This window comes from Bacillus sp. BPN334, assembly GCF_008368885.1.
Classification (GTDB): Bacteria; Bacillota; Bacilli; order Bacillales; family Bacillaceae_G; genus Bacillus_A; species Bacillus_A wiedmannii.
Map to the genome: position 1 here is coordinate 15,948 of NZ_QOZW01000027.1, position 17,535 is coordinate 33,482.

Genomic DNA, 17,535 nt, shown 5'->3' on the forward strand with positions numbered 1-17,535 from the left:
TTAACCTAGTAGCTCTTCTACAGATTTACCGCGTAATTTTGCAACATCTTCAGCGCGCTTAAGTTCGCTTAATCCGTTCACAGTAGCGCGAATCATGTTGATTGGTGTGTTAGAACCAAGAGATTTCGAAAGAATATCTTGTACACCAGCTAATTCAAGTACCGCACGAACAGGTCCACCAGCAATAACACCAGTACCTTCAGCAGCAGGTTTTAAGAATACTTCACCAGCTCCAAAATGACCGTTGATTGTGTGTGGAATTGTTGTACCAACTAATGGTACAGCGATTAAGTTTTTCTTAGCGTCTTCGATAGCTTTGCGGATTGCGTCTGGTACCTCTTGTGCTTTACCAGTACCGAATCCAACATGACCGTTTTTATCGCCAACTACAACTAGTGCAGCAAAGCGGAAACGACGACCACCCTTAACAACTTTCGCGACACGATTTATCGTAACTACACGTTCTTCAAGTTCTAATTTACTTGGGTCAATGCGATGCATCAATTTTCCCTCCTTTGACCATTAAAATTGTAATCCAGCCTCACGAGCAGCCTCAGCTAGAGCTTTAACACGGCCATGGTATAAGTAACCACCGCGATCGAATACTACTTCTTTAACGCCTTTCTCTACAGCACGCTTAGCAACTGATTCTCCTACTTTCGTAGCAGCTTCAGTATTGCTAGTACCGTTAAGAGCAAGGTCTTTATCAAGAGTAGATGCACTTACTAACGTTACACCATTTACATCATCAATAACTTGAGCGTAAATATGTTGGTTAGAACGGAACACGTTTAAACGTGGACGTTCTGCAGTACCAGTAAGTTTAGCACGTACACGTGCATGTCTTTTCTTACGAGTCGCATTTTTATCAGCTTTAGTGATCATTCTTGTCACTCCTTTCTCTCACCTAACGGGTTTACTTAGCAGTTTTACCTTCTTTACGACGAACAACTTCGCCTTCGTAACGAATACCTTTACCTTTATAAGGCTCAGGAGCACGTACAGCACGGATGTTAGCAGCAAATTCGCCAACACGTTGCTTGTCGATACCTTTGATTACGATTTTAGTTGGTACAGGTACTTCAACTTCAAGACCTGCTTCCGGAGTCATTTCTACTGGATGAGAATAACCTACGCTTAAAACAAGTTTATCTCCTTGTTTTTGAGCACGGTAACCAACACCGACTAATTCAAGTCCGCGTGCGAAACCTGCAGTTACACCTTCAACCATGTTTCCGATTAAAGCACGAGTTGTACCGTGTAATGCACGGTGTTCCTTCTGTTCAGATGGACGCTCAACTGTTAGTGTATTTTCTTCAATTTTGATAGACATATCAGCATTGAATTTACGAGTTAATTCACCTTTAGGGCCTTTTACTGTTACAGTATTGTCTTCTGCAATTGTAATAGTAACACCTGCAGGGATTTCAAGAATCTTTTTACCAATACGAGACATGTGGTCACACCTCCGTTCGTTTTAAATATATATTACCAAACGTATGCTACTACTTCTCCACCAGTTTGTAATTGACGAGCGTCTTTGTCTGTCATTACTCCCTTAGATGTAGAAACAAGAGCGATACCTAATCCGTTAAGTACACGTGGTACTTCATCAGCTTTAGCGTAAACGCGTAAGCCAGGTTTACTGATACGTTTTAATCCAGTGATTACACGTTCATTGTTTGCACCATATTTCAGGAAAATACGAAGGATACCTTGTTTGTTATCCTCGATGTATTCTACATCACGAATGAAACCTTCACGTTTTAAAAGTTCAGCGATCTCTTTTTTGATTTTAGAAGCAGGAACCTCTAATTTCTCATGACGTACCATGTTCGCATTACGGATGCGAGTAAGCATGTCTGCAATTGGATCTGTCATCACCATGTGTTTTACCTCCTTCCCATTTGTGGGTTTTACCAACTAGCTTTTTTAACACCAGGAATTTGACCTTTATATGCAAGTTCACGGAAACAAATACGGCAAAGCTTAAATTTGCGGTATACAGAATGCGGACGACCGCAGCGTTCGCAACGTGTATACTCTTGTACTTTAAACTTAGGAGTACGCTTTTGTTTCGCTATCATAGATTTTTTAGCCACGTTTTCGCCTCCTCTACTTAGCGTTGGCTTCCATTATTTTTGGAATGGCATACCGAATTGTGTTAAAAGTTCACGAGCTTCTTCATCAGTTTTCGCTGTAGTAACGATTACGATGTCCATACCGCGGACTTTGCTTACTTTATCATAATCGATCTCAGGGAAGATAAGTTGCTCTTTAACACCTAATGTGTAGTTCCCACGACCATCGAATGATTTCTTAGAAACACCACGGAAATCACGTACACGTGGTAAAGAAACTGATACTAATTTGTCGAAGAACTCATACATTTGCTCGCCGCGTAAAGTTACTTTCGCACCGATTGGCATACCTTCACGAAGACGGAAACCAGCGATTGATTTTTTAGCACGAGTTACAACAGGTTTTTGACCTGCGATTTGTGTTAATTCTTCTACTGCATTGTCTAAAGCTTTTGAGTTAGATACCGCGTCACCAACACCAGTGTTGATTACGATCTTTTCGATTTTCGGTACTTCCATCACAGATTTATAGTTAAACTTGCTCACTAGAGCAGGAGTAATTTCCTTTTGGAACTTCTCTTTAAGGCGATTCAATGAAGTGACCTCCTTTCTTAAGAAAATTATTTATCTAATAATTCACCAGATTTTTTTGCAATACGAACTTTTTTACCATCTTCTACTTTGAAGCCTACACGAGTAGGTTCACCTGTTTTCGGATCTAAAACCATAACGTTAGAAACGTGAATAGGTGCTTCTTTAGTAATAATTCCACCTTGTGGATTTAATTGAGATGGCTTAGAGTGTTTTTTAACGATGTTAACACCCTCAACGATAACACGGTTTTGCTTTGGGAAAGCCACAAGGATAACGCCTTGTTTTCCTTTGTCTTTTCCAGTGATTACCTGTACTTTATCACCTTTTTTTACATGCATCTTAATTCTGCACCTCCTTAGCAAGGCAATACCTTAAATTATAGAACTTCTGGAGCTAAAGAAACGATCTTCATGAAGTTGCTATCACGTAATTCACGAGCTACTGGTCCGAAGATACGAGTACCACGTGGGCTCTTATCGTCTTTGATGATAACCGCTGCGTTTTCATCAAATTTGATATAAGAACCGTCCGGACGACGAGCTCCGCTCTTCGTACGTACCACTACTGCTTTAACAACGTCACCTTTTTTAACAACGCCACCTGGTGTTGCTTGTTTTACCGTAGCAACGATAATGTCACCAATGTTAGCATATTTACGACCAGAGCCGCCTAATACTTTAATTGTTAAAAGTTCACGTGCACCAGAGTTGTCAGCAACTTTCAAACGAGATTCTTGTTGGATCATGTTATGAAACCTCCCTTCGGACTAAAAATTCCGATTCGTCTATTTAGATAATAACCGCTTCTTCAACGATTTCAACTAAACGGAAACGCTTAGTAGCAGAAAGCGGGCGAGTTTCCATGATTTTAACGATATCGCCAAGTTTCGCTTGGTTTTGCTCATCATGGGCTTTGTACTTCTTAGAATACTTAACACGTTTTCCGTACAAGGAATGAGTTTTGTAAGTTTCAACTAAAACTGTAATCGTTTTGTCCATTTTGTCAGACACAACACGACCAGTATAAACTTTGCGTTGGTTACGTTCGCTCACTATGCAAACCTCCCCTCAATTTATCGATTAATTCCGATCTCTCTTTCACGAACTACAGTTTTCATACGAGCAATTGCTTTACGCACTTCACGAATGCGAGTTGGATTCTCTAATTGTCCTGTAGCAAGTTGGAAGCGAAGATTGAACAATTCTTCCTTTAAAGCTTTAACTTTTGTTTCGATTTCGGCAGTGGTTAATTCACGAATATCATTAGTTTTCATTAGATTCACCACCATTTTCTTCACGTTTTACGAATTTACATTTCACAGGTAACTTGTGAGCTGCAAGACGTAATGCTTCGCGTGCTACCTCTTCAGATACACCCGCGATTTCGAACATAATTTTCCCAGGTTTTACTACTGCTACCCAGCCTTCTGGTGCCCCTTTACCGGAACCCATACGTACTTCTAGAGGTTTTGCAGTGTAAGGTTTAGAAGGGAAAATTTTAATCCATACTTTACCGCCACGTTTCATGTAACGAGTCATTGCACGACGAGCAGCTTCGATTTGACGGTTTGTAATCCATGAAGCAGCTTGTGCTTGTAAACCGAATTCACCGAAAGCAATTTCAGTTCCACCTTTTGCACGACCACGCATTTTACCACGATGCTCTCTACGATATTTTACGCGTTTTGGCATTAACATATTATTTTCCTCCTTCCTCAGAAGCTTTCTTTTTTGTAGGAAGGACTTCTCCACGGTAGATCCATACTTTTACGCCTAATTTACCGTATGTTGTATCAGCTTCAACTGCTGCATAGTCAATATCAGCGCGAAGTGTATGAAGTGGAACAGTTCCTTCACTGTAAGATTCTGCACGAGCGATATCAGCTCCGCCAAGACGACCAGAAACCTGTGTTTTAATACCTTTAGCACCTGCACGCATAGCACGTTGAATAACTTGCTTTTGTGCACGACGGAATGATACACGGTTTTCTAATTGACGAGCGATGTTTTCGCCTACTAATTTAGCGTTAAGATCAGCTCTCTTAACTTCTAAAATGTTGATGTGTACACGCTTGCCTGTTAATTGGTTAAGTGCTTTACGAAGTGCTTCAACTTCAGTACCACCTTTACCAATTACCATACCAGGTTTTGCAGTGTGAATTGTAACATTTACACGATTTGCTGCACGTTCGATTTCTACTTTAGCAACAGCAGAATCTTTTAAGCGTACAGTAATGTACTCACGGATTTTGATGTCTTCATGTAATAATGTAGCATAATCTTTCTCTGCGAACCAACGAGATTCCCAGTCACGGATAACGCCGACACGAAGACCAATTGGATTAACCTTTTGACCCATCGATTATCCCTCCTTCTTTTCTGATACCACAACTGTAATGTGGCTTGTGCGTTTGTTAATTTGGCTTGCACGACCCATTGCACGTGGACGGAAACGTTTCAACGTTGGACCTTCGTCAACGAAAACTTTTTCAACAACTAGGTTGTTAATATCCATCTCATAATTGTGCTCTGCATTTGCGATTGCAGATTTTAAAACTTTCTCTACAACTGGAGAAGCAGTTTTTGGTGTGTGGTTAAGGATAGCAATCGCTTCACCCACTTGCTTACCTCGGATTAAGTCTACTACTAAACGAACTTTACGAGGAGCAATACGAACTGTTCTCGCTACTGCTTTAGCTTGCATTGAAGTGCCTCCTCTCATTATCTTCTAGTTTTCTTATCGTCAGCAAGGTGACCTTTATACGTACGAGTTGGTGCGAATTCACCTAACTTATGGCCAACCATATCCTCAGTGATGTATACAGGTACGTGTTTACGACCATCATATACAGCGATTGTGTGTCCGATGAACTGAGGGAAGATTGTTGAACGGCGAGACCAAGTTTTAACAACTTGTTTTTGCTCAGATGCAACTAATTTTTCCATTTTGCTCATTAAGTGATCATCGACAAATGGTCCTTTTTTTAAGCTACGAGCCATTTTGGTGCCTCCCTTCGTGATTGGCGTACGGTTCTAGAAATGAACCGTACTACAATCCCATTATTTTTTACGACGACGAACGATGAATTTGTCAGACGCTTTGTTTTTCTTACGAGTCTTGAATCCAAGAGTTGGTTTACCCCATGGAGACATTGGAGACTTACGTCCGATTGGAGAACGTCCTTCACCACCACCGTGTGGGTGATCAACCGGGTTCATTACAGAACCACGAACTGTTGGGCGTTTACCTAACCAGCGAGAGCGACCTGCTTTACCGATTTTGATAAGTTCGTGTTGTTCGTTACCTACTTGACCGATTGAAGCGCGACAAGCAGATAATACAAGACGTACTTCACCAGAAGTTAAACGTACAAGTACGTATTTACCTTCTTTACCAAGTACTTGAGCAGATGTACCAGCAGAACGAACTAATTGTCCGCCACGACCAGGCTTAAGCTCGATATTATGAACAACAGTACCTACTGGAATGTTGATTAATGGTAATGCGTTACCGATTTTGATGTCAGCTTCTGGGCCAGACATAACTTCCATACCTACTTCTAAAGATTTAGGAGCAAGAATGTAACGTTTTTCACCGTCAACGTAGTTAATTAATGCGATATTCGCAGAGCGGTTTGGATCGTATTCGATCGTAGCAACGCGTCCTGGAATTCCATCTTTGTTACGCTTAAAGTCGATGATACGGTATTGACGCTTATGTCCGCCACCTTGATGACGTACAGTAATTTTACCTTGGTTATTACGACCAGCCTTCTTGCTTAAAGGAGCAAGTAATGACTTTTCTGGTCTGTCAGTCGTGATTTCAGCGAAATCATTCGTAGTCATATTACGACGACCGTTAGTAGTTGGATTATACTTTTTAATTCCCATCTCAATTTCCCTCCTTCTTTAGTAAGAATTAAACGCCTTGGAAGATTTCGATTTCTTTGCTGTCAGCAGTTAGCTTAACGATTGCTTTACGACGACGGCTAGTAAAACCAGCGTGACGACCAACGCGTTTTGCTTTCGGCTTGTAGTTCATGATGTTCACTTTTTCTACTTTAACACCAAAGATCGCTTCAAGAGCATCTTTAACTTCTGTTTTATTAGATTTAACGTCCACATCGAACGTGTATTTTTTTTCAGCCATCATTTCCATAGAACGTTCAGTGATAACTGGGCGCTTAATGATATCACGAGGATCTCTCATTATGCAAGCACCTCCTCTACTTTTTCCACTGCCGCTTTTGTCATGATTAGCTTATCATGATGAAGCACGTCTAAAACGTTTACGCCATCAGCAGTGATTACTGTTACTCCAGGGATATTGCGAGCAGATAACTCTACAGATTCGTTTGCATCAGCAGTTACGATAAGAGCTTTCTTCTCAACAGTTAATCCTTTAAGTACTGCTAGCATGTCTTTTGTTTTTGGTGCATTTAACACTAGGTCTTCAAGAACTACAATGTTGTTCTCAACTACTTTAGTAGCTAATGCAGATTTGATTGCTAAACGACGAACCTTCTTAGGAAGTTTGTACGCATAGCTTCTTGGTGTAGGTCCGAATACCGTACCACCACCACGCCATTGAGGAGAGCGGATAGACCCTTGACGAGCACGTCCAGTTCCTTTTTGACGCCATGGTTTACGACCACCACCACGAACTTCAGAACGAGTTTTTACTTTGTGTGTACCTTGACGTAAAGATGCACGTTGCATCATTACAGCTTCGAAAAGTACAGCTTCATTTGGTTCGATACCGAAAATAGCTTCAGCTAATTCGATTTCACCAACCTGTGAACCAGTTTGGTTATATACAGTAACTTTTGGCATTGGAATTCCTCCTTCCTATTGTGAATTATTTGCTAACCTTCACAGCGCCTTGAACAACTACAAGAGATTTCTTAGCACCTGGAACGTTACCTTTTACTAGTAATAAGTTGCGCTCAGTGTCAACTTGAACGATTTCTAAGTTTTGGATAGTAACTTGGTCTCCACCCATACGTCCAGCAAGTTTTTTGCCTTTGAATACACGGTTCGGAGCAACTGGGCCCATTGAACCTGGACGACGGTGATAGCGAGAACCATGAGACATAGGTCCGCGAGATTGTCCGTGGCGTTTGATAACACCTTGGAAACCTTTACCTTTAGAAATTCCTGTTACGTCAACGATTTCACCTGCAGCGAAAACTTCAACTTTTACCTCTTGACCAACCTCTAATCCGTCCACGTCTGCATCGCGGATTTCGCGAATGAAGCGCTTAGGAGTTGTAGATGCTTTAGCAGTGTGGCCTTGTTCAGGTTTGTTAGTTAACTTTTCACGTTTATCTTCAAATCCTAACTGGATTGCATTGTAGCCATCAGTTTCAGTTGTTTTCTTTTGAAGAACAACGTTTGGATTAGCAGCGATAACTGTTACTGGGATTAACTCACCGTTCTCAGCAAATACTTGAGTCATACCGATCTTTCTTCCTAAGATTCCTTTGGTCATGAGTTACACCTCCTACATTTTTAAGTTATATGAATTATAGTTTGATTTCGATATCTACACCAGACGGTAAGTCTAAACGCATTAATGAATCTACTGTTTGTGGAGTAGGACTCACGATATCGATTAAACGTTTGTGTGTGCGCATTTCGAATTGCTCACGAGAATCTTTGTACTTATGAACAGCACGAAGAATTGTGTAAATAGTCTTCTCAGTTGGTAATGGGATCGGACCAGAAACTGTTGCCCCAGAACGCTTAGCTGTTTCTACAATTTTCTCAGCTGATTGATCAAGAATACGGTGATCATAAGCTTTTAAACGGATACGAATTTTTTCTTTTGCCATTATTTTCCCTCCTTCGTTCGCCTATTTCTAAAATAGACCTTCTCCATGGAAATTTCCCCACACCATGCCATGGCAAAGCGGCCGGGTGTGTCAGCAACCTTCCACTTCATCGCAGTCAAAGACCAACATTGTTTATTATACAATGTTATTCGTCTAGATGCAAGCATCTTTTTGTTTGCATCTGCTTTTCTCTACTTTTGCTATTATACATGGCACTTTAAAGAATTTCAAGTTTTCATCTGCTCTTATTCAACTTACAGTTTATGGATGTTACTTCTTGTTTTATATACTATAGAAGAAACTCATTCAAAGATAGAAAACACACCTCTTCCTTCTATATTAATAAACAATAAAAAAACTCAAGGGAGAATCCCTTGAGTTTTTTAATAATCTATTTAAAGATTACTCAGCAACGATTGTAGCAACTACACCGTAACCTACTGTACGTCCACCTTCACGAATAGAGAATTTAGTTCCCTCTTCGATAGCGATTGGAGCGATAAGTTCGATAGTCATTTCGATGTTGTCACCAGGCATTACCATTTCAGTACCTTCTGGTAATTGGATGATACCAGTTACGTCAGTTGTACGGAAGTAGAACTGAGGACGGTAGTTAGCGAAGAATGGAGTGTGACGTCCACCTTCTTCTTTAGATAATACGAAAACTTCAGCTTTGAATTTAGCGTGAGCTTTTACAGAGCCAGTTTTAGCAAGAACTTGTCCACGTTGGATGTCTTCACGAGCAACCCCACGAAGTAAAGCACCGATGTTGTCTCCAGCTTGAGCTTGGTCAAGAAGTTTACGGAACATCTCTACACCAGTTACAGTTGTAGAAGCATTTTCTTCAGCAAGACCGATGATTTCTACTACGTCACCAACTTTAACGATTCCGCGCTCTACACGACCAGTTGCAACTGTACCACGACCTGTGATAGAGAATACATCCTCGATAGGCATTAAGAATGGTTTGTCAGTTTCACGTTCTGGAGTTGGGATGTAAGCATCAACTTCAGTCATTAATTCAATGATTTTTGCTTCCCAATCAGCTTCTCCTTGAAGAGCTTTAAGAGCAGAACCTTTGATTACAGGAATGTCGTCGCCTGGGAATCCGTATTCAGATAATAGGTCGCGAACTTCCATTTCTACTAATTCTAATAATTCTTCGTCGTCTACCATGTCGCATTTGTTTAAGAATACAACGATGTAAGGAACACCTACTTGACGAGAAAGAAGGATGTGCTCACGTGTTTGAGGCATTGGGCCATCAGCAGCAGATACTACTAAGATACCGCCGTCCATTTGAGCAGCACCAGTGATCATGTTTTTAACATAGTCAGCGTGACCTGGGCAGTCAACGTGTGCATAGTGACGAGTTTCAGTTTCGTACTCAACGTGTGCAGTTGAGATTGTGATTCCGCGCTCTCTTTCTTCTGGAGCAGCGTCGATTTGATCGTATCCGCGTGCTTCAGCACCACCAGCTTTTGCAAGAACTGTAGTGATCGCAGCAGTTAATGTAGTTTTACCATGGTCAACGTGGCCGATTGTACCGATGTTAACATGGGGTTTAGAACGTTCGAATTTAGCTTTAGCCATTCTAAATTCCTCCTTAGTTTATATAGGTTATTTTATATTTAGACTAGAAAGTGAAACTTACGTCCCACTTTCTAAGCTTACATAAGTAGTTATACTTGAACAATCGATAAAAATCAATTATTCACCTTTATTTTTTTTAATAATTTCTTCAGAAACAGACTTCGGTACTTCTTCATAATGATCAAATGTCATTGAGAATGTTCCGCGTCCTTGAGTGTTAGAACGTAATGCCGTTGCATAACCGAACATTTCAGAAAGTGGAACCATAGCGCGAACAACTTGTGCGTTACCGCGAGCTTCCATACCTTCTACACGTCCACGGCGAGATGTTACGTCGCCCATAATGTCACCCATGTACTCTTCAGGAATTACAACTTCAACTTTCATCATTGGCTCAAGAATTACTGGGCTACATTTAGAAACCGCAGCTTTAAGTGCCATAGATGCAGCGATTTTGAACGCCATCTCAGATGAATCGACATCATGGTAAGATCCGTCAACTAACGCAGCTTTGATGTCAACTAGTGGATAACCAGCTAGTACACCATTTTTAAGTGAGTCTTCAAGACCCGCTCCAACAGCTGGGATGTATTCACGTGGAACTACACCACCGACGATTTTGTTTTGGAATTCAAAACCTTTACCTTCTTCATTAGGTTCAAACTCAATCCAAACGTGACCGAATTGTCCACGACCACCAGATTGACGAGCGAACTTACCTTCAACTTTCGCAGCAGCGCGGAAAGTCTCACGGTATGCTACCTGAGGAGCACCAACGTTTGCTTCCACTTTGAATTCACGGCGCATACGGTCAACGATGATATCAAGGTGAAGTTCACCCATACCAGCGATGATTGTTTGGCCAGTTTCTTGGTCAGTGTGAGCACGGAATGTTGGATCTTCTTCAGAAAGCTTAGATAATGCTGTACCCATTTTATCTTGGTCAGCTTTAGATTTTGGTTCGATAGCTACAGAGATAACTGGCTCTGGGAATTCCATAGACTCAAGGATAACAAGACTCTTCTCATCACAAAGAGTATCACCAGTAGTAGTATCTTTTAAACCTACAGCAGCAGCGATATCACCAGCATAAACTGTTGAAATCTCTTCACGGCTGTTAGCGTGCATTTGTAGGATACGACCTACACGCTCACGCTTACCTTTAGTTGAGTTTTTCACGTATGATCCAGAGTTTAACACACCAGAATACACACGGAAGAACGTTAACTTACCAACATAAGGATCAGTCATGATTTTGAATGCTAAAGCTGCGAATGGTTCTTCATCGCTAGACTTACGTTCGATTTCTTCATCTGTATCCGGAAGAGTACCTTTAATAGCTGGTACATCTAATGGAGATGGTAGGTAGTCGATAACTGCGTCTAACAGAATTTGAACACCTTTATTTTTGAATGCAGAACCACAGATTACTGGGAAGAATTCTACAGAAGTTGTAGCCTTACGGATACCAGCTTTAAGCTCTTCTACAGTGATTTCTTCACCTTCTAGGTACTTCATCATCATTTCTTCATCAAGCTCAGCTACCGCTTCAATAAGCTTTCCACGGTATTCTGCAGCTAATTCTTTGTGCTCTTCAGGAATTTCAACACGCTCGATGTCTGTTCCTAAATCGTTACCGTACATGTAAGCACATTCTTCAACAAGGTCAATGATACCATTGAACTCATCTTCAGCACCGATTGGTAACTGAATTGGGTGTGCGTTTGCTTGTAAACGATCGTGGATTGTTCCTACAGAGTATAAGAAATCCGCACCAATCTTATCCATTTTGTTAACGAATACGATACGAGGTACACCGTAAGTAGTAGCCTGACGCCAAACAGTTTCTGTTTGTGGTTCTACACCAGATTGTGCATCAAGTACTGCTACCGCACCATCAAGTACGCGTAAAGAACGTTCTACTTCTACTGTGAAGTCTACGTGTCCTGGAGTGTCAATGATGTTTACACGGTGACCTTTCCATTGAGCTGTAGTTGCAGCAGAAGTAATTGTGATACCACGCTCTTGCTCTTGCTCCATCCAGTCCATCTGAGATGCACCTTCATGAGTTTCACCGATTTTATGAATACGTCCTGTATAATACAGAATACGCTCAGTTGCTGTTGTTTTACCAGCATCGATGTGAGCCATGATACCAATATTACGAGTGTTTTCTAAAGAGAACTCTCTTGTCATTTGGTGTCTTGCTCCTTCCATATATGGATTGGATTTTTTTATTTTAAGTAGCAAAAAAGCCACTTTATATTGTTACACATGTCAGTATGTCCAGTACCCTCATTATGTAAAACGAGCGCCCAACGAAAGGGAGAGGCATTCTCCCTCTCCACACTTCCATAAGCGACAAATAAAGCGGTTTATGCTTACATTTATTTTACGTTGAATCCTACCAACGGTAATGAGCAAATGCTTTGTTAGCTTCTGCCATTTTATGAGTGTCTTCACGTTTCTTAACAGATGCACCAGCGTTGTTAGCTGCATCTAAGATTTCGTAAGCTAGACGCTCTTCCATAGTTTTTTCACCACGAAGACGAGCATAGTTTACTAACCAGCGAAGACCTAAAGTTGTACGGCGTTCTGGACGAACCTCAACTGGAACTTGGTAGTTAGCACCACCAACACGACGAGCACGTACTTCAAGAACAGGCATGATGTTCTTAAGAGCTTGCTCGAATACTTCCATAGGGTCTTTATCTGAACGTTCACGAACGATATCGAAAGCGTTATAAAGAATTGTTTGAGATTTACCTTTTTTACCGTCAACCATCATTTTGTTGATAAGGCGTGTTACTAGCTTAGACTTGTACATTGGATCTGGTAACACGTCACGTTTCGCAACAGGTCCTTTACGAGGCATATTGAGTTCCTCCTTTCATTATAAATTTATTATTTTTTAGCAGGTTTTGGTCGCTTAGTACCATATTTAGAACGTCCTTGCATACGTTTGTCAACACCAGCTGTATCAAGCGCACCACGAACGATGTGGTAACGTACCCCTGGTAAATCCTTTACTCGACCACCGCGAATTAATACTACGCTATGCTCTTGTAGGTTATGACCGATACCTGGGATGTAAGCTGTAACCTCGATACCGTTTGTTAAACGTACACGAGCGTATTTACGTAACGCTGAGTTAGGTTTCTTTGGAGTCATTGTACCAACACGAGTACATACACCACGTTTTTGAGGTGCAGAGATATCAGTTGATTTTTTCTTTAAAGAGTTGAACCCTTTGTTTAACGCAGGTGATTTAGATTTCCATACTTTATCAGTACGACCATTTCTCACTAATTGGTTAATAGTAGGCATTTGATTATCCTCCCTTCGCATGTTTGTATGACCACATATCCAGGTGGTTCATTATTAGTTGAAAACAAAGTTTTTGCAAGGGAGAGCAAATGCTCTCTCCTCACAAAAACAGTTTTAACTTATTATTCCTATTGCTGAAGCTCCCACTTGAATCCCCGAAACTTTTCCAAGCTTACGAACTGATTCAACTTTGGTTATGGGTATGTTATGTTGCAAGGCGGTACGAATAATCATATGGGTTAACCGCATATCAGCATCTTCCGCAATAACAACTTCTTTAACTATACCATTTTTGATTGCCTCCAATGTGCGTTTATGACCAACGACTACATTTTCAGCATTTGACACTTTTTGATAAGACATATAAATATCCTCCAAAGCATCGTTCAGGAGCAACCTTGATTATAGTAACATTTTGACTCATACAATGTCAACTAGGATTAACTGTTTTTATACAAAATTTACGACGGAAAATTTTACTGTTCCACATAAACTTCATCGTTTTCTACATTCATGTCACCTTGTGTTGTTTTTACAAGATCCACTTTGCGATAACGATTCATACCTGTTCCAGCAGGAACAAGTTTACCGATAATAACATTTTCTTTCAATCCTAGAAGCTCATCGCGTTTACCCTTAATCGCTGCATCAGTTAAGACACGTGTCGTTTCTTGGAACGATGCTGCAGATAAGAATGAATCAGTTTCAAGTGAAGCTTTTGTAATACCAAGTAGAACAGGTCTAGCCGTTGCTGGTTGTTTACCTTTCAGTAACACCTTCGCATTTGCATCAGTAAACTGATGGATATCTAGTAGTGTTCCTGGTAATACATCTGTTTCACCCGCATCACTTACACGAACTTTACGTAACATTTGACGTACCATTACTTCTACGTGTTTGTCACCAATTTCTACCCCTTGCATACGGTATACTTTTTGAACTTCACGTAGTAAGTATTCTTGAACCGCCGTAATGTCCGTTACTTTTAGTAATTCTTTCGGATCAATAGAACCTTCTGTTAACTCTTTACCGTGGCTAATTGGCTGTCCTAGAGTTACTTTCAGACGCGCACCGTAAGGAATAGCATACGTACGAGCTTCAACTTCACCCTGTACAACTACTTCTTGGCGATCTTTAACATCGTTAATCGCTGCGATAACACCATCGATTTCACTGATAACTGCCTGACCTTTCGGGTTACGAGCTTCGAAGATCTCTTGGATACGAGGTAAACCTTGAGTGATATCATCTCCGGCAACCCCACCTGTATGGAACGTACGCATCGTTAACTGTGTACCTGGCTCACCGATAGATTGAGCTGCGATAATACCTACCGCTTCTCCTACTTCTACGTCTGTACCAGTTGCTAAGTTACGACCGTAACACTTCTTACATACACCGTGGCGAGTGTTACACGTGAACGCTGAACGAATGTTTACAGTTTCAACACCCGAATTTTCAACGATATGAGCAATATCTTCAGTAATTAGTTGGTTTTCACTAACTAATACTTCACCTGTTTCAGGATGTTTTACAGTTTTTCTTGCAAAACGTCCAACAAGACGATCATATAATGACTCAATTACTTCATTACCCTCTTTAATCGCACCAATTAATAGACCACGATCTGTTCCACAATCATCTTCACGGACAATTACATCTTGTGCAACGTCTACAAGACGACGTGTTAAGTAACCAGAATCGGCAGTTTTAAGTGCTGTATCGGCAAGACCTTTACGCGCACCATGCGTAGAGATGAAGTACTCAAGTACTGTTAAACCTTCACGGAAACTTGATTTAATTGGAAGTTCGATAATACGACCAGATGGATTGGCCATCAGACCACGCATACCAGCAAGCTGAGTAAAGTTCGATGCGTTACCACGGGCACCGGAATCACTCATCATGAAGATTGGGTTGCGTTTATTCAAGGATTTCATCAGTTTTCCTTGGATAACATCTTTTGCATTACTCCAAATAGAGATAACGCGATCGTAACGTTCTTCTTCCGTGATTAAACCGCGACGGAATTGTTTAATTACATTATCTACTTTTGCTTGTGCTTCATGGAGAATTTCATCTTTTTCGCCTAATACAAGAATGTCAGATACCCCAACTGTAATACCAGCTTTTGTAGAGTACTTAAATCCTAAGTTTTTCATGCGGTCAAGCATGCGAGATGTTTCCGTAATTTGGAAACGTTTGAATACTTCCGCAATGATGTTACCAAGGATCTTCTTGCTAAATGGCGCCACTTCTTCGCGACTAGCAATAATTTCTTTAATGTTCGCACCTTTTTCAACGAAATACTCCGCTGGTGTTTCTTTTTCAAGGTTTGAGTTTGTCGGTTCATTAATATAAGGGAACGACTCTGGTAAGATTTCGTTAAATATTAATTTACCAACTGTTGTTAATAGAAGCTTACCTTTTTGCTCTTCAGTAAATGTTACATTATTTACTGAACTTGCAGCAACTGCAACACGTGTGTGCAGATGTACATATCCATTTTGGTATGCAAGTATTGCTTCGTTTGCATCTTTGAAGACCATACCTTCACCGATTGCGCCTTCACGCTCAAGTGTTAAGTAGTAGTTACCTAATACCATATCCTGAGATGGAGTAACAACTGGTTTTCCGTCTTTTGGATTCAAGATGTTTTGTGCCGCTAACATAAGAATACGAGCTTCTGCTTGTGCCTCTGATGATAACGGTACGTGAACTGCCATTTGGTCACCGTCAAAGTCCGCGTTGTATGCAGTACATACAAGTGGGTGAAGACGAATTGCGCGACCTTCTACTAATGTAGGTTCAAACGCCTGGATACCAAGACGGTGAAGTGTTGGTGCGCGGTTTAGAAGTACTGGATGCTCTTTGATCACAGATTCTAAAACGTCCCAAACTTCAGGTTGTACACGCTCGATTTTACGTTTAGCACTCTTAATGTTGTGTGCTAAACCTTTTCCAACTAACTCTTTCATAACGAAAGGCTTAAACAATTCAAGCGCCATTTCTTTTGGTAATCCACATTGGTACATCTTTAAGTTCGGTCCTACAACGATTACAGAACGGCCAGAGTAGTCAACACGTTTACCTAATAAGTTTTGACGGAAACGTCCTTGTTTACCTTTAAGCATGTGAGATAGTGATTTTAATGGACGGTTACCTGGTCCAGTAACTGGACGGCCACGGCGACCATTATCGATTAATGCGTCTACAGCTTCTTGTAACATACGTTTTTCGTTTTGAACGATGATGCTTGGTGCACCTAAGTCCAATAGACGTTTTAAACGATTATTACGGTTAATTACACGACGGTATAAGTCGTTTAAGTCAGAAGTAGCAAAACGTCCACCATCCAACTGTACCATTGGGCGTAGTTCTGGTGGGATAACTGGAAGAACATCTAGGATCATCCAAGATGGGTGATTTCCAGAGTTACGGAATGCTTCTAATACTTCTAGACGTTTAATAGCACGAGTACGGCGTTGTCCTTGCGCTGTTTTTAATTCTTCTTTTAAGAAGTCTACTTCTTTATCTAAATCGATGTCTTGTAGTAGCTTTTTAATCGCTTCCGCACCCATAGCAGCTTGGAATGTGCTACCATATCGATCACGATATGCACGGTATTCTTTTTCAGAAAGTAATTGCTTCTTATCAAGTGGTGTATCTCCACTTTCTGTTACAACATAAGAAGCGAAATAAATTACTTCTTCAAGCGCGCGAGGGGACATGTCTAAGACAAGTCCCATGCGGCTCGGGATACCTTTGAAATACCAAATATGAGATACAGGAGCAGCTAATTCGATATGACCCATACGTTCACGACGAACTTTTGCACGCGTTACTTCAACGCCACATCGATCACAAACTACACCTTTATAACGTACACGTTTGTATTTTCCGCAATGACATTCCCAGTCCTTTTGTGGTCCGAAAATACGCTCACAGAACAAGCCATCTTTTTCAGGCTTTAACGTACGATAGTTAATTGTTTCTGGTTTCTTAACTTCACCGTATGACCAAGAACGAATCTTGTCAGGTGAAGCAAGTCCAATCTTCATATATTCAAAGTTATTTACATCTATCAAGGGGCCTACCTCCCTTTTA

The 17,535-nt window shown here is 40.9% G+C and carries 25 protein-coding genes; all 25 read right to left on the reverse strand.

What is annotated here, in order from left to right:
- The 25 genes from rpsE to rpoC all read right to left on the reverse strand — a co-directional run bounded on the left by rpsE (position 1) and on the right by rpoC (position 17,516).
- On the reverse strand, positions 1 to 501 hold the full coding sequence (gene rpsE / locus DN393_RS30405; RefSeq protein ID WP_000554646.1) for a 30S ribosomal protein S5: 501 nt from the start codon (positions 499 to 501) through the stop codon (positions 1 to 3).
- A gap of 21 nt (positions 502 to 522) precedes the next feature.
- The gene (gene rplR / locus DN393_RS30410) at positions 523 to 885 is read right to left on the reverse strand and encodes a 50S ribosomal protein L18 (protein WP_000628818.1); all 363 of its coding nucleotides are present in this window, start codon (positions 883 to 885) and stop codon (positions 523 to 525) included.
- 31 nt (positions 886 to 916) lie between these two features.
- Positions 917 to 1,456, reverse strand: coding sequence for a 50S ribosomal protein L6 (gene rplF / locus DN393_RS30415; protein ID WP_064475101.1), 540 nt, complete (start codon positions 1,454 to 1,456; stop codon positions 917 to 919).
- Positions 1,457 to 1,488: 32 nt separating this feature from the next.
- Complete coding sequence (gene rpsH, locus DN393_RS30420; RefSeq protein ID WP_000245511.1) at positions 1,489 to 1,887, reverse strand: 30S ribosomal protein S8; 399 nt, start codon at positions 1,885 to 1,887, stop codon at positions 1,489 to 1,491.
- 29 nt (positions 1,888 to 1,916) lie between these two features.
- Positions 1,917 to 2,102, reverse strand: a complete 186-nt coding sequence (gene rpsN, locus DN393_RS30425; protein WP_001085700.1) for a 30S ribosomal protein S14 — start codon at positions 2,100 to 2,102, stop codon at positions 1,917 to 1,919.
- 33 nt (positions 2,103 to 2,135) lie between these two features.
- Positions 2,136 to 2,675 carry a 50S ribosomal protein L5 gene (rplE, locus tag DN393_RS30430; protein WP_001080829.1) on the reverse strand — a complete coding sequence of 180 codons (540 nt, stop codon included), beginning with the start codon at positions 2,673 to 2,675 and terminating at the stop codon, positions 2,136 to 2,138.
- Positions 2,676 to 2,701: 26 nt separating this feature from the next.
- Complete coding sequence (gene rplX, locus DN393_RS30435; RefSeq protein ID WP_000558201.1) at positions 2,702 to 3,013, reverse strand: 50S ribosomal protein L24; 312 nt, start codon at positions 3,011 to 3,013, stop codon at positions 2,702 to 2,704.
- Positions 3,014 to 3,051: 38 nt separating this feature from the next.
- Positions 3,052 to 3,420 (reverse strand): 50S ribosomal protein L14, encoded by a 369-nt coding sequence (gene rplN, locus DN393_RS30440; protein WP_000615912.1) that lies wholly within the window; start codon positions 3,418 to 3,420, stop codon positions 3,052 to 3,054.
- Between the two features lie 43 nt (positions 3,421 to 3,463).
- Positions 3,464 to 3,727 carry a 30S ribosomal protein S17 gene (gene rpsQ, locus DN393_RS30445; RefSeq protein WP_000004106.1) on the reverse strand — a complete coding sequence of 88 codons (264 nt, stop codon included), beginning with the start codon at positions 3,725 to 3,727 and terminating at the stop codon, positions 3,464 to 3,466.
- 20 nt (positions 3,728 to 3,747) lie between these two features.
- On the reverse strand, positions 3,748 to 3,948 hold the full coding sequence (gene rpmC, locus DN393_RS30450) for a 50S ribosomal protein L29 (RefSeq protein WP_000855718.1): 201 nt from the start codon (positions 3,946 to 3,948) through the stop codon (positions 3,748 to 3,750).
- Positions 3,938 to 4,372, reverse strand: coding sequence for a 50S ribosomal protein L16 (gene rplP / locus DN393_RS30455; RefSeq protein WP_000928969.1), 435 nt, complete (start codon positions 4,370 to 4,372; stop codon positions 3,938 to 3,940). The genes rpmC and rplP overlap by 11 nt, the downstream gene beginning before the upstream one ends.
- 1 nt (position 4,373) lies before the next feature.
- On the reverse strand, positions 4,374 to 5,033 hold the full coding sequence (rpsC, locus tag DN393_RS30460) for a 30S ribosomal protein S3 (RefSeq protein ID WP_000529958.1): 660 nt from the start codon (positions 5,031 to 5,033) through the stop codon (positions 4,374 to 4,376).
- A gap of 3 nt (positions 5,034 to 5,036) precedes the next feature.
- Complete coding sequence (rplV, locus tag DN393_RS30465) at positions 5,037 to 5,378, reverse strand: 50S ribosomal protein L22 (RefSeq protein ID WP_001148024.1); 342 nt, start codon at positions 5,376 to 5,378, stop codon at positions 5,037 to 5,039.
- A gap of 17 nt (positions 5,379 to 5,395) precedes the next feature.
- A complete protein-coding gene (rpsS, locus tag DN393_RS30470; protein WP_000124454.1) occupies positions 5,396 to 5,674 on the reverse strand; it encodes a 30S ribosomal protein S19 in 279 nt (92 codons plus the stop codon).
- A gap of 60 nt (positions 5,675 to 5,734) precedes the next feature.
- A complete protein-coding gene (rplB, locus tag DN393_RS30475) occupies positions 5,735 to 6,565 on the reverse strand; it encodes a 50S ribosomal protein L2 (protein ID WP_000511583.1) in 831 nt (276 codons plus the stop codon).
- A gap of 28 nt (positions 6,566 to 6,593) precedes the next feature.
- The gene (rplW, locus tag DN393_RS30480; RefSeq protein WP_001205558.1) at positions 6,594 to 6,884 is read right to left on the reverse strand and encodes a 50S ribosomal protein L23; all 291 of its coding nucleotides are present in this window, start codon (positions 6,882 to 6,884) and stop codon (positions 6,594 to 6,596) included.
- Entirely contained in the window at positions 6,884 to 7,507 is a 624-nt protein-coding gene (gene rplD, locus DN393_RS30485) for a 50S ribosomal protein L4 (protein ID WP_001127258.1), read from the reverse strand. The genes rplW and rplD overlap by 1 nt, the downstream gene beginning before the upstream one ends.
- A 25-nt stretch (positions 7,508 to 7,532) precedes the next feature.
- Positions 7,533 to 8,165: a 50S ribosomal protein L3 gene (gene rplC / locus DN393_RS30490; RefSeq protein WP_000160209.1), complete on the reverse strand. Its 633-nt coding sequence runs from the start codon at positions 8,163 to 8,165 to the stop codon at positions 7,533 to 7,535.
- A gap of 34 nt (positions 8,166 to 8,199) precedes the next feature.
- Positions 8,200 to 8,508, reverse strand: coding sequence for a 30S ribosomal protein S10 (gene rpsJ, locus DN393_RS30495; RefSeq protein ID WP_001040595.1), 309 nt, complete (start codon positions 8,506 to 8,508; stop codon positions 8,200 to 8,202).
- Between the two features lie 402 nt (positions 8,509 to 8,910).
- Entirely contained in the window at positions 8,911 to 10,101 is a 1,191-nt protein-coding gene (tuf, locus tag DN393_RS30500; protein WP_001029616.1) for an elongation factor Tu, read from the reverse strand.
- A gap of 117 nt (positions 10,102 to 10,218) precedes the next feature.
- A complete protein-coding gene (gene fusA / locus DN393_RS30505) occupies positions 10,219 to 12,297 on the reverse strand; it encodes an elongation factor G (RefSeq protein WP_000196381.1) in 2,079 nt (692 codons plus the stop codon).
- Positions 12,298 to 12,505: 208 nt separating this feature from the next.
- Positions 12,506 to 12,976, reverse strand: coding sequence for a 30S ribosomal protein S7 (gene rpsG, locus DN393_RS30510; RefSeq protein ID WP_001137489.1), 471 nt, complete (start codon positions 12,974 to 12,976; stop codon positions 12,506 to 12,508).
- Between the two features lie 29 nt (positions 12,977 to 13,005).
- Positions 13,006 to 13,428, reverse strand: coding sequence for a 30S ribosomal protein S12 (gene rpsL / locus DN393_RS30515; RefSeq protein ID WP_001142341.1), 423 nt, complete (start codon positions 13,426 to 13,428; stop codon positions 13,006 to 13,008).
- A 114-nt stretch (positions 13,429 to 13,542) separates the two neighbouring features.
- The gene (locus DN393_RS30520; RefSeq protein ID WP_000121828.1) at positions 13,543 to 13,791 is read right to left on the reverse strand and encodes a 50S ribosomal protein L7ae-like protein; all 249 of its coding nucleotides are present in this window, start codon (positions 13,789 to 13,791) and stop codon (positions 13,543 to 13,545) included.
- A gap of 113 nt (positions 13,792 to 13,904) precedes the next feature.
- The gene (gene rpoC, locus DN393_RS30525; protein WP_000567948.1) at positions 13,905 to 17,516 is read right to left on the reverse strand and encodes a DNA-directed RNA polymerase subunit beta'; all 3,612 of its coding nucleotides are present in this window, start codon (positions 17,514 to 17,516) and stop codon (positions 13,905 to 13,907) included.
- Positions 17,517 to 17,535 lie beyond the last annotated feature (19 nt).

What these genes read in the sequence shown, in the direction of transcription:
- rplF (WP_064475101.1), bottom strand. Translation starts at nt 1,456, where the DNA reads ATGTCTCGTATTGGTAAAAAGATTCTTGAAATCCCTGCAGGTGTTACT.
- rplB (WP_000511583.1), bottom strand. Translation starts at nt 6,565, where the DNA reads ATGGGAATTAAAAAGTATAATCCAACTACTAACGGTCGTCGTAATATG.
- rplN (WP_000615912.1), bottom strand. Translation starts at nt 3,420, where the DNA reads ATGATCCAACAAGAATCTCGTTTGAAAGTTGCTGACAACTCTGGTGCA.
- rpsS (WP_000124454.1), bottom strand. Translation starts at nt 5,674, where the DNA reads ATGGCTCGTAGCTTAAAAAAAGGACCATTTGTCGATGATCACTTAATG.
- DN393_RS30520 (WP_000121828.1), bottom strand. Translation starts at nt 13,791, where the DNA reads ATGTCTTATCAAAAAGTGTCAAATGCTGAAAATGTAGTCGTTGGTCAT.
- tuf (WP_001029616.1), bottom strand. Translation starts at nt 10,101, where the DNA reads ATGGCTAAAGCTAAATTCGAACGTTCTAAACCCCATGTTAACATCGGT.
- rplD (WP_001127258.1), bottom strand. Translation starts at nt 7,507, where the DNA reads ATGCCAAAAGTTACTGTATATAACCAAACTGGTTCACAGGTTGGTGAA.
- rpsG (WP_001137489.1), bottom strand. Translation starts at nt 12,976, where the DNA reads ATGCCTCGTAAAGGACCTGTTGCGAAACGTGACGTGTTACCAGATCCA.
- rpsE (WP_000554646.1), bottom strand. Translation starts at nt 501, where the DNA reads ATGCATCGCATTGACCCAAGTAAATTAGAACTTGAAGAACGTGTAGTT.
- rpsJ (WP_001040595.1), bottom strand. Translation starts at nt 8,508, where the DNA reads ATGGCAAAAGAAAAAATTCGTATCCGTTTAAAAGCTTATGATCACCGT.
- rplC (WP_000160209.1), bottom strand. Translation starts at nt 8,165, where the DNA reads ATGACCAAAGGAATCTTAGGAAGAAAGATCGGTATGACTCAAGTATTT.
- rplW (WP_001205558.1), bottom strand. Translation starts at nt 6,884, where the DNA reads ATGAGAGATCCTCGTGATATCATTAAGCGCCCAGTTATCACTGAACGT.
- rpsL (WP_001142341.1), bottom strand. Translation starts at nt 13,428, where the DNA reads ATGCCTACTATTAACCAATTAGTGAGAAATGGTCGTACTGATAAAGTA.
- rpsH (WP_000245511.1), bottom strand. Translation starts at nt 1,887, where the DNA reads ATGGTGATGACAGATCCAATTGCAGACATGCTTACTCGCATCCGTAAT.
- fusA (WP_000196381.1), bottom strand. Translation starts at nt 12,297, where the DNA reads ATGACAAGAGAGTTCTCTTTAGAAAACACTCGTAATATTGGTATCATG.
- rplR (WP_000628818.1), bottom strand. Translation starts at nt 885, where the DNA reads ATGATCACTAAAGCTGATAAAAATGCGACTCGTAAGAAAAGACATGCA.
- rplV (WP_001148024.1), bottom strand. Translation starts at nt 5,378, where the DNA reads ATGCAAGCTAAAGCAGTAGCGAGAACAGTTCGTATTGCTCCTCGTAAA.
- rpmC (WP_000855718.1), bottom strand. Translation starts at nt 3,948, where the DNA reads ATGAAAACTAATGATATTCGTGAATTAACCACTGCCGAAATCGAAACA.
- rplP (WP_000928969.1), bottom strand. Translation starts at nt 4,372, where the DNA reads ATGTTAATGCCAAAACGCGTAAAATATCGTAGAGAGCATCGTGGTAAA.
- rplX (WP_000558201.1), bottom strand. Translation starts at nt 3,013, where the DNA reads ATGCATGTAAAAAAAGGTGATAAAGTACAGGTAATCACTGGAAAAGAC.
- rpsC (WP_000529958.1), bottom strand. Translation starts at nt 5,033, where the DNA reads ATGGGTCAAAAGGTTAATCCAATTGGTCTTCGTGTCGGCGTTATCCGT.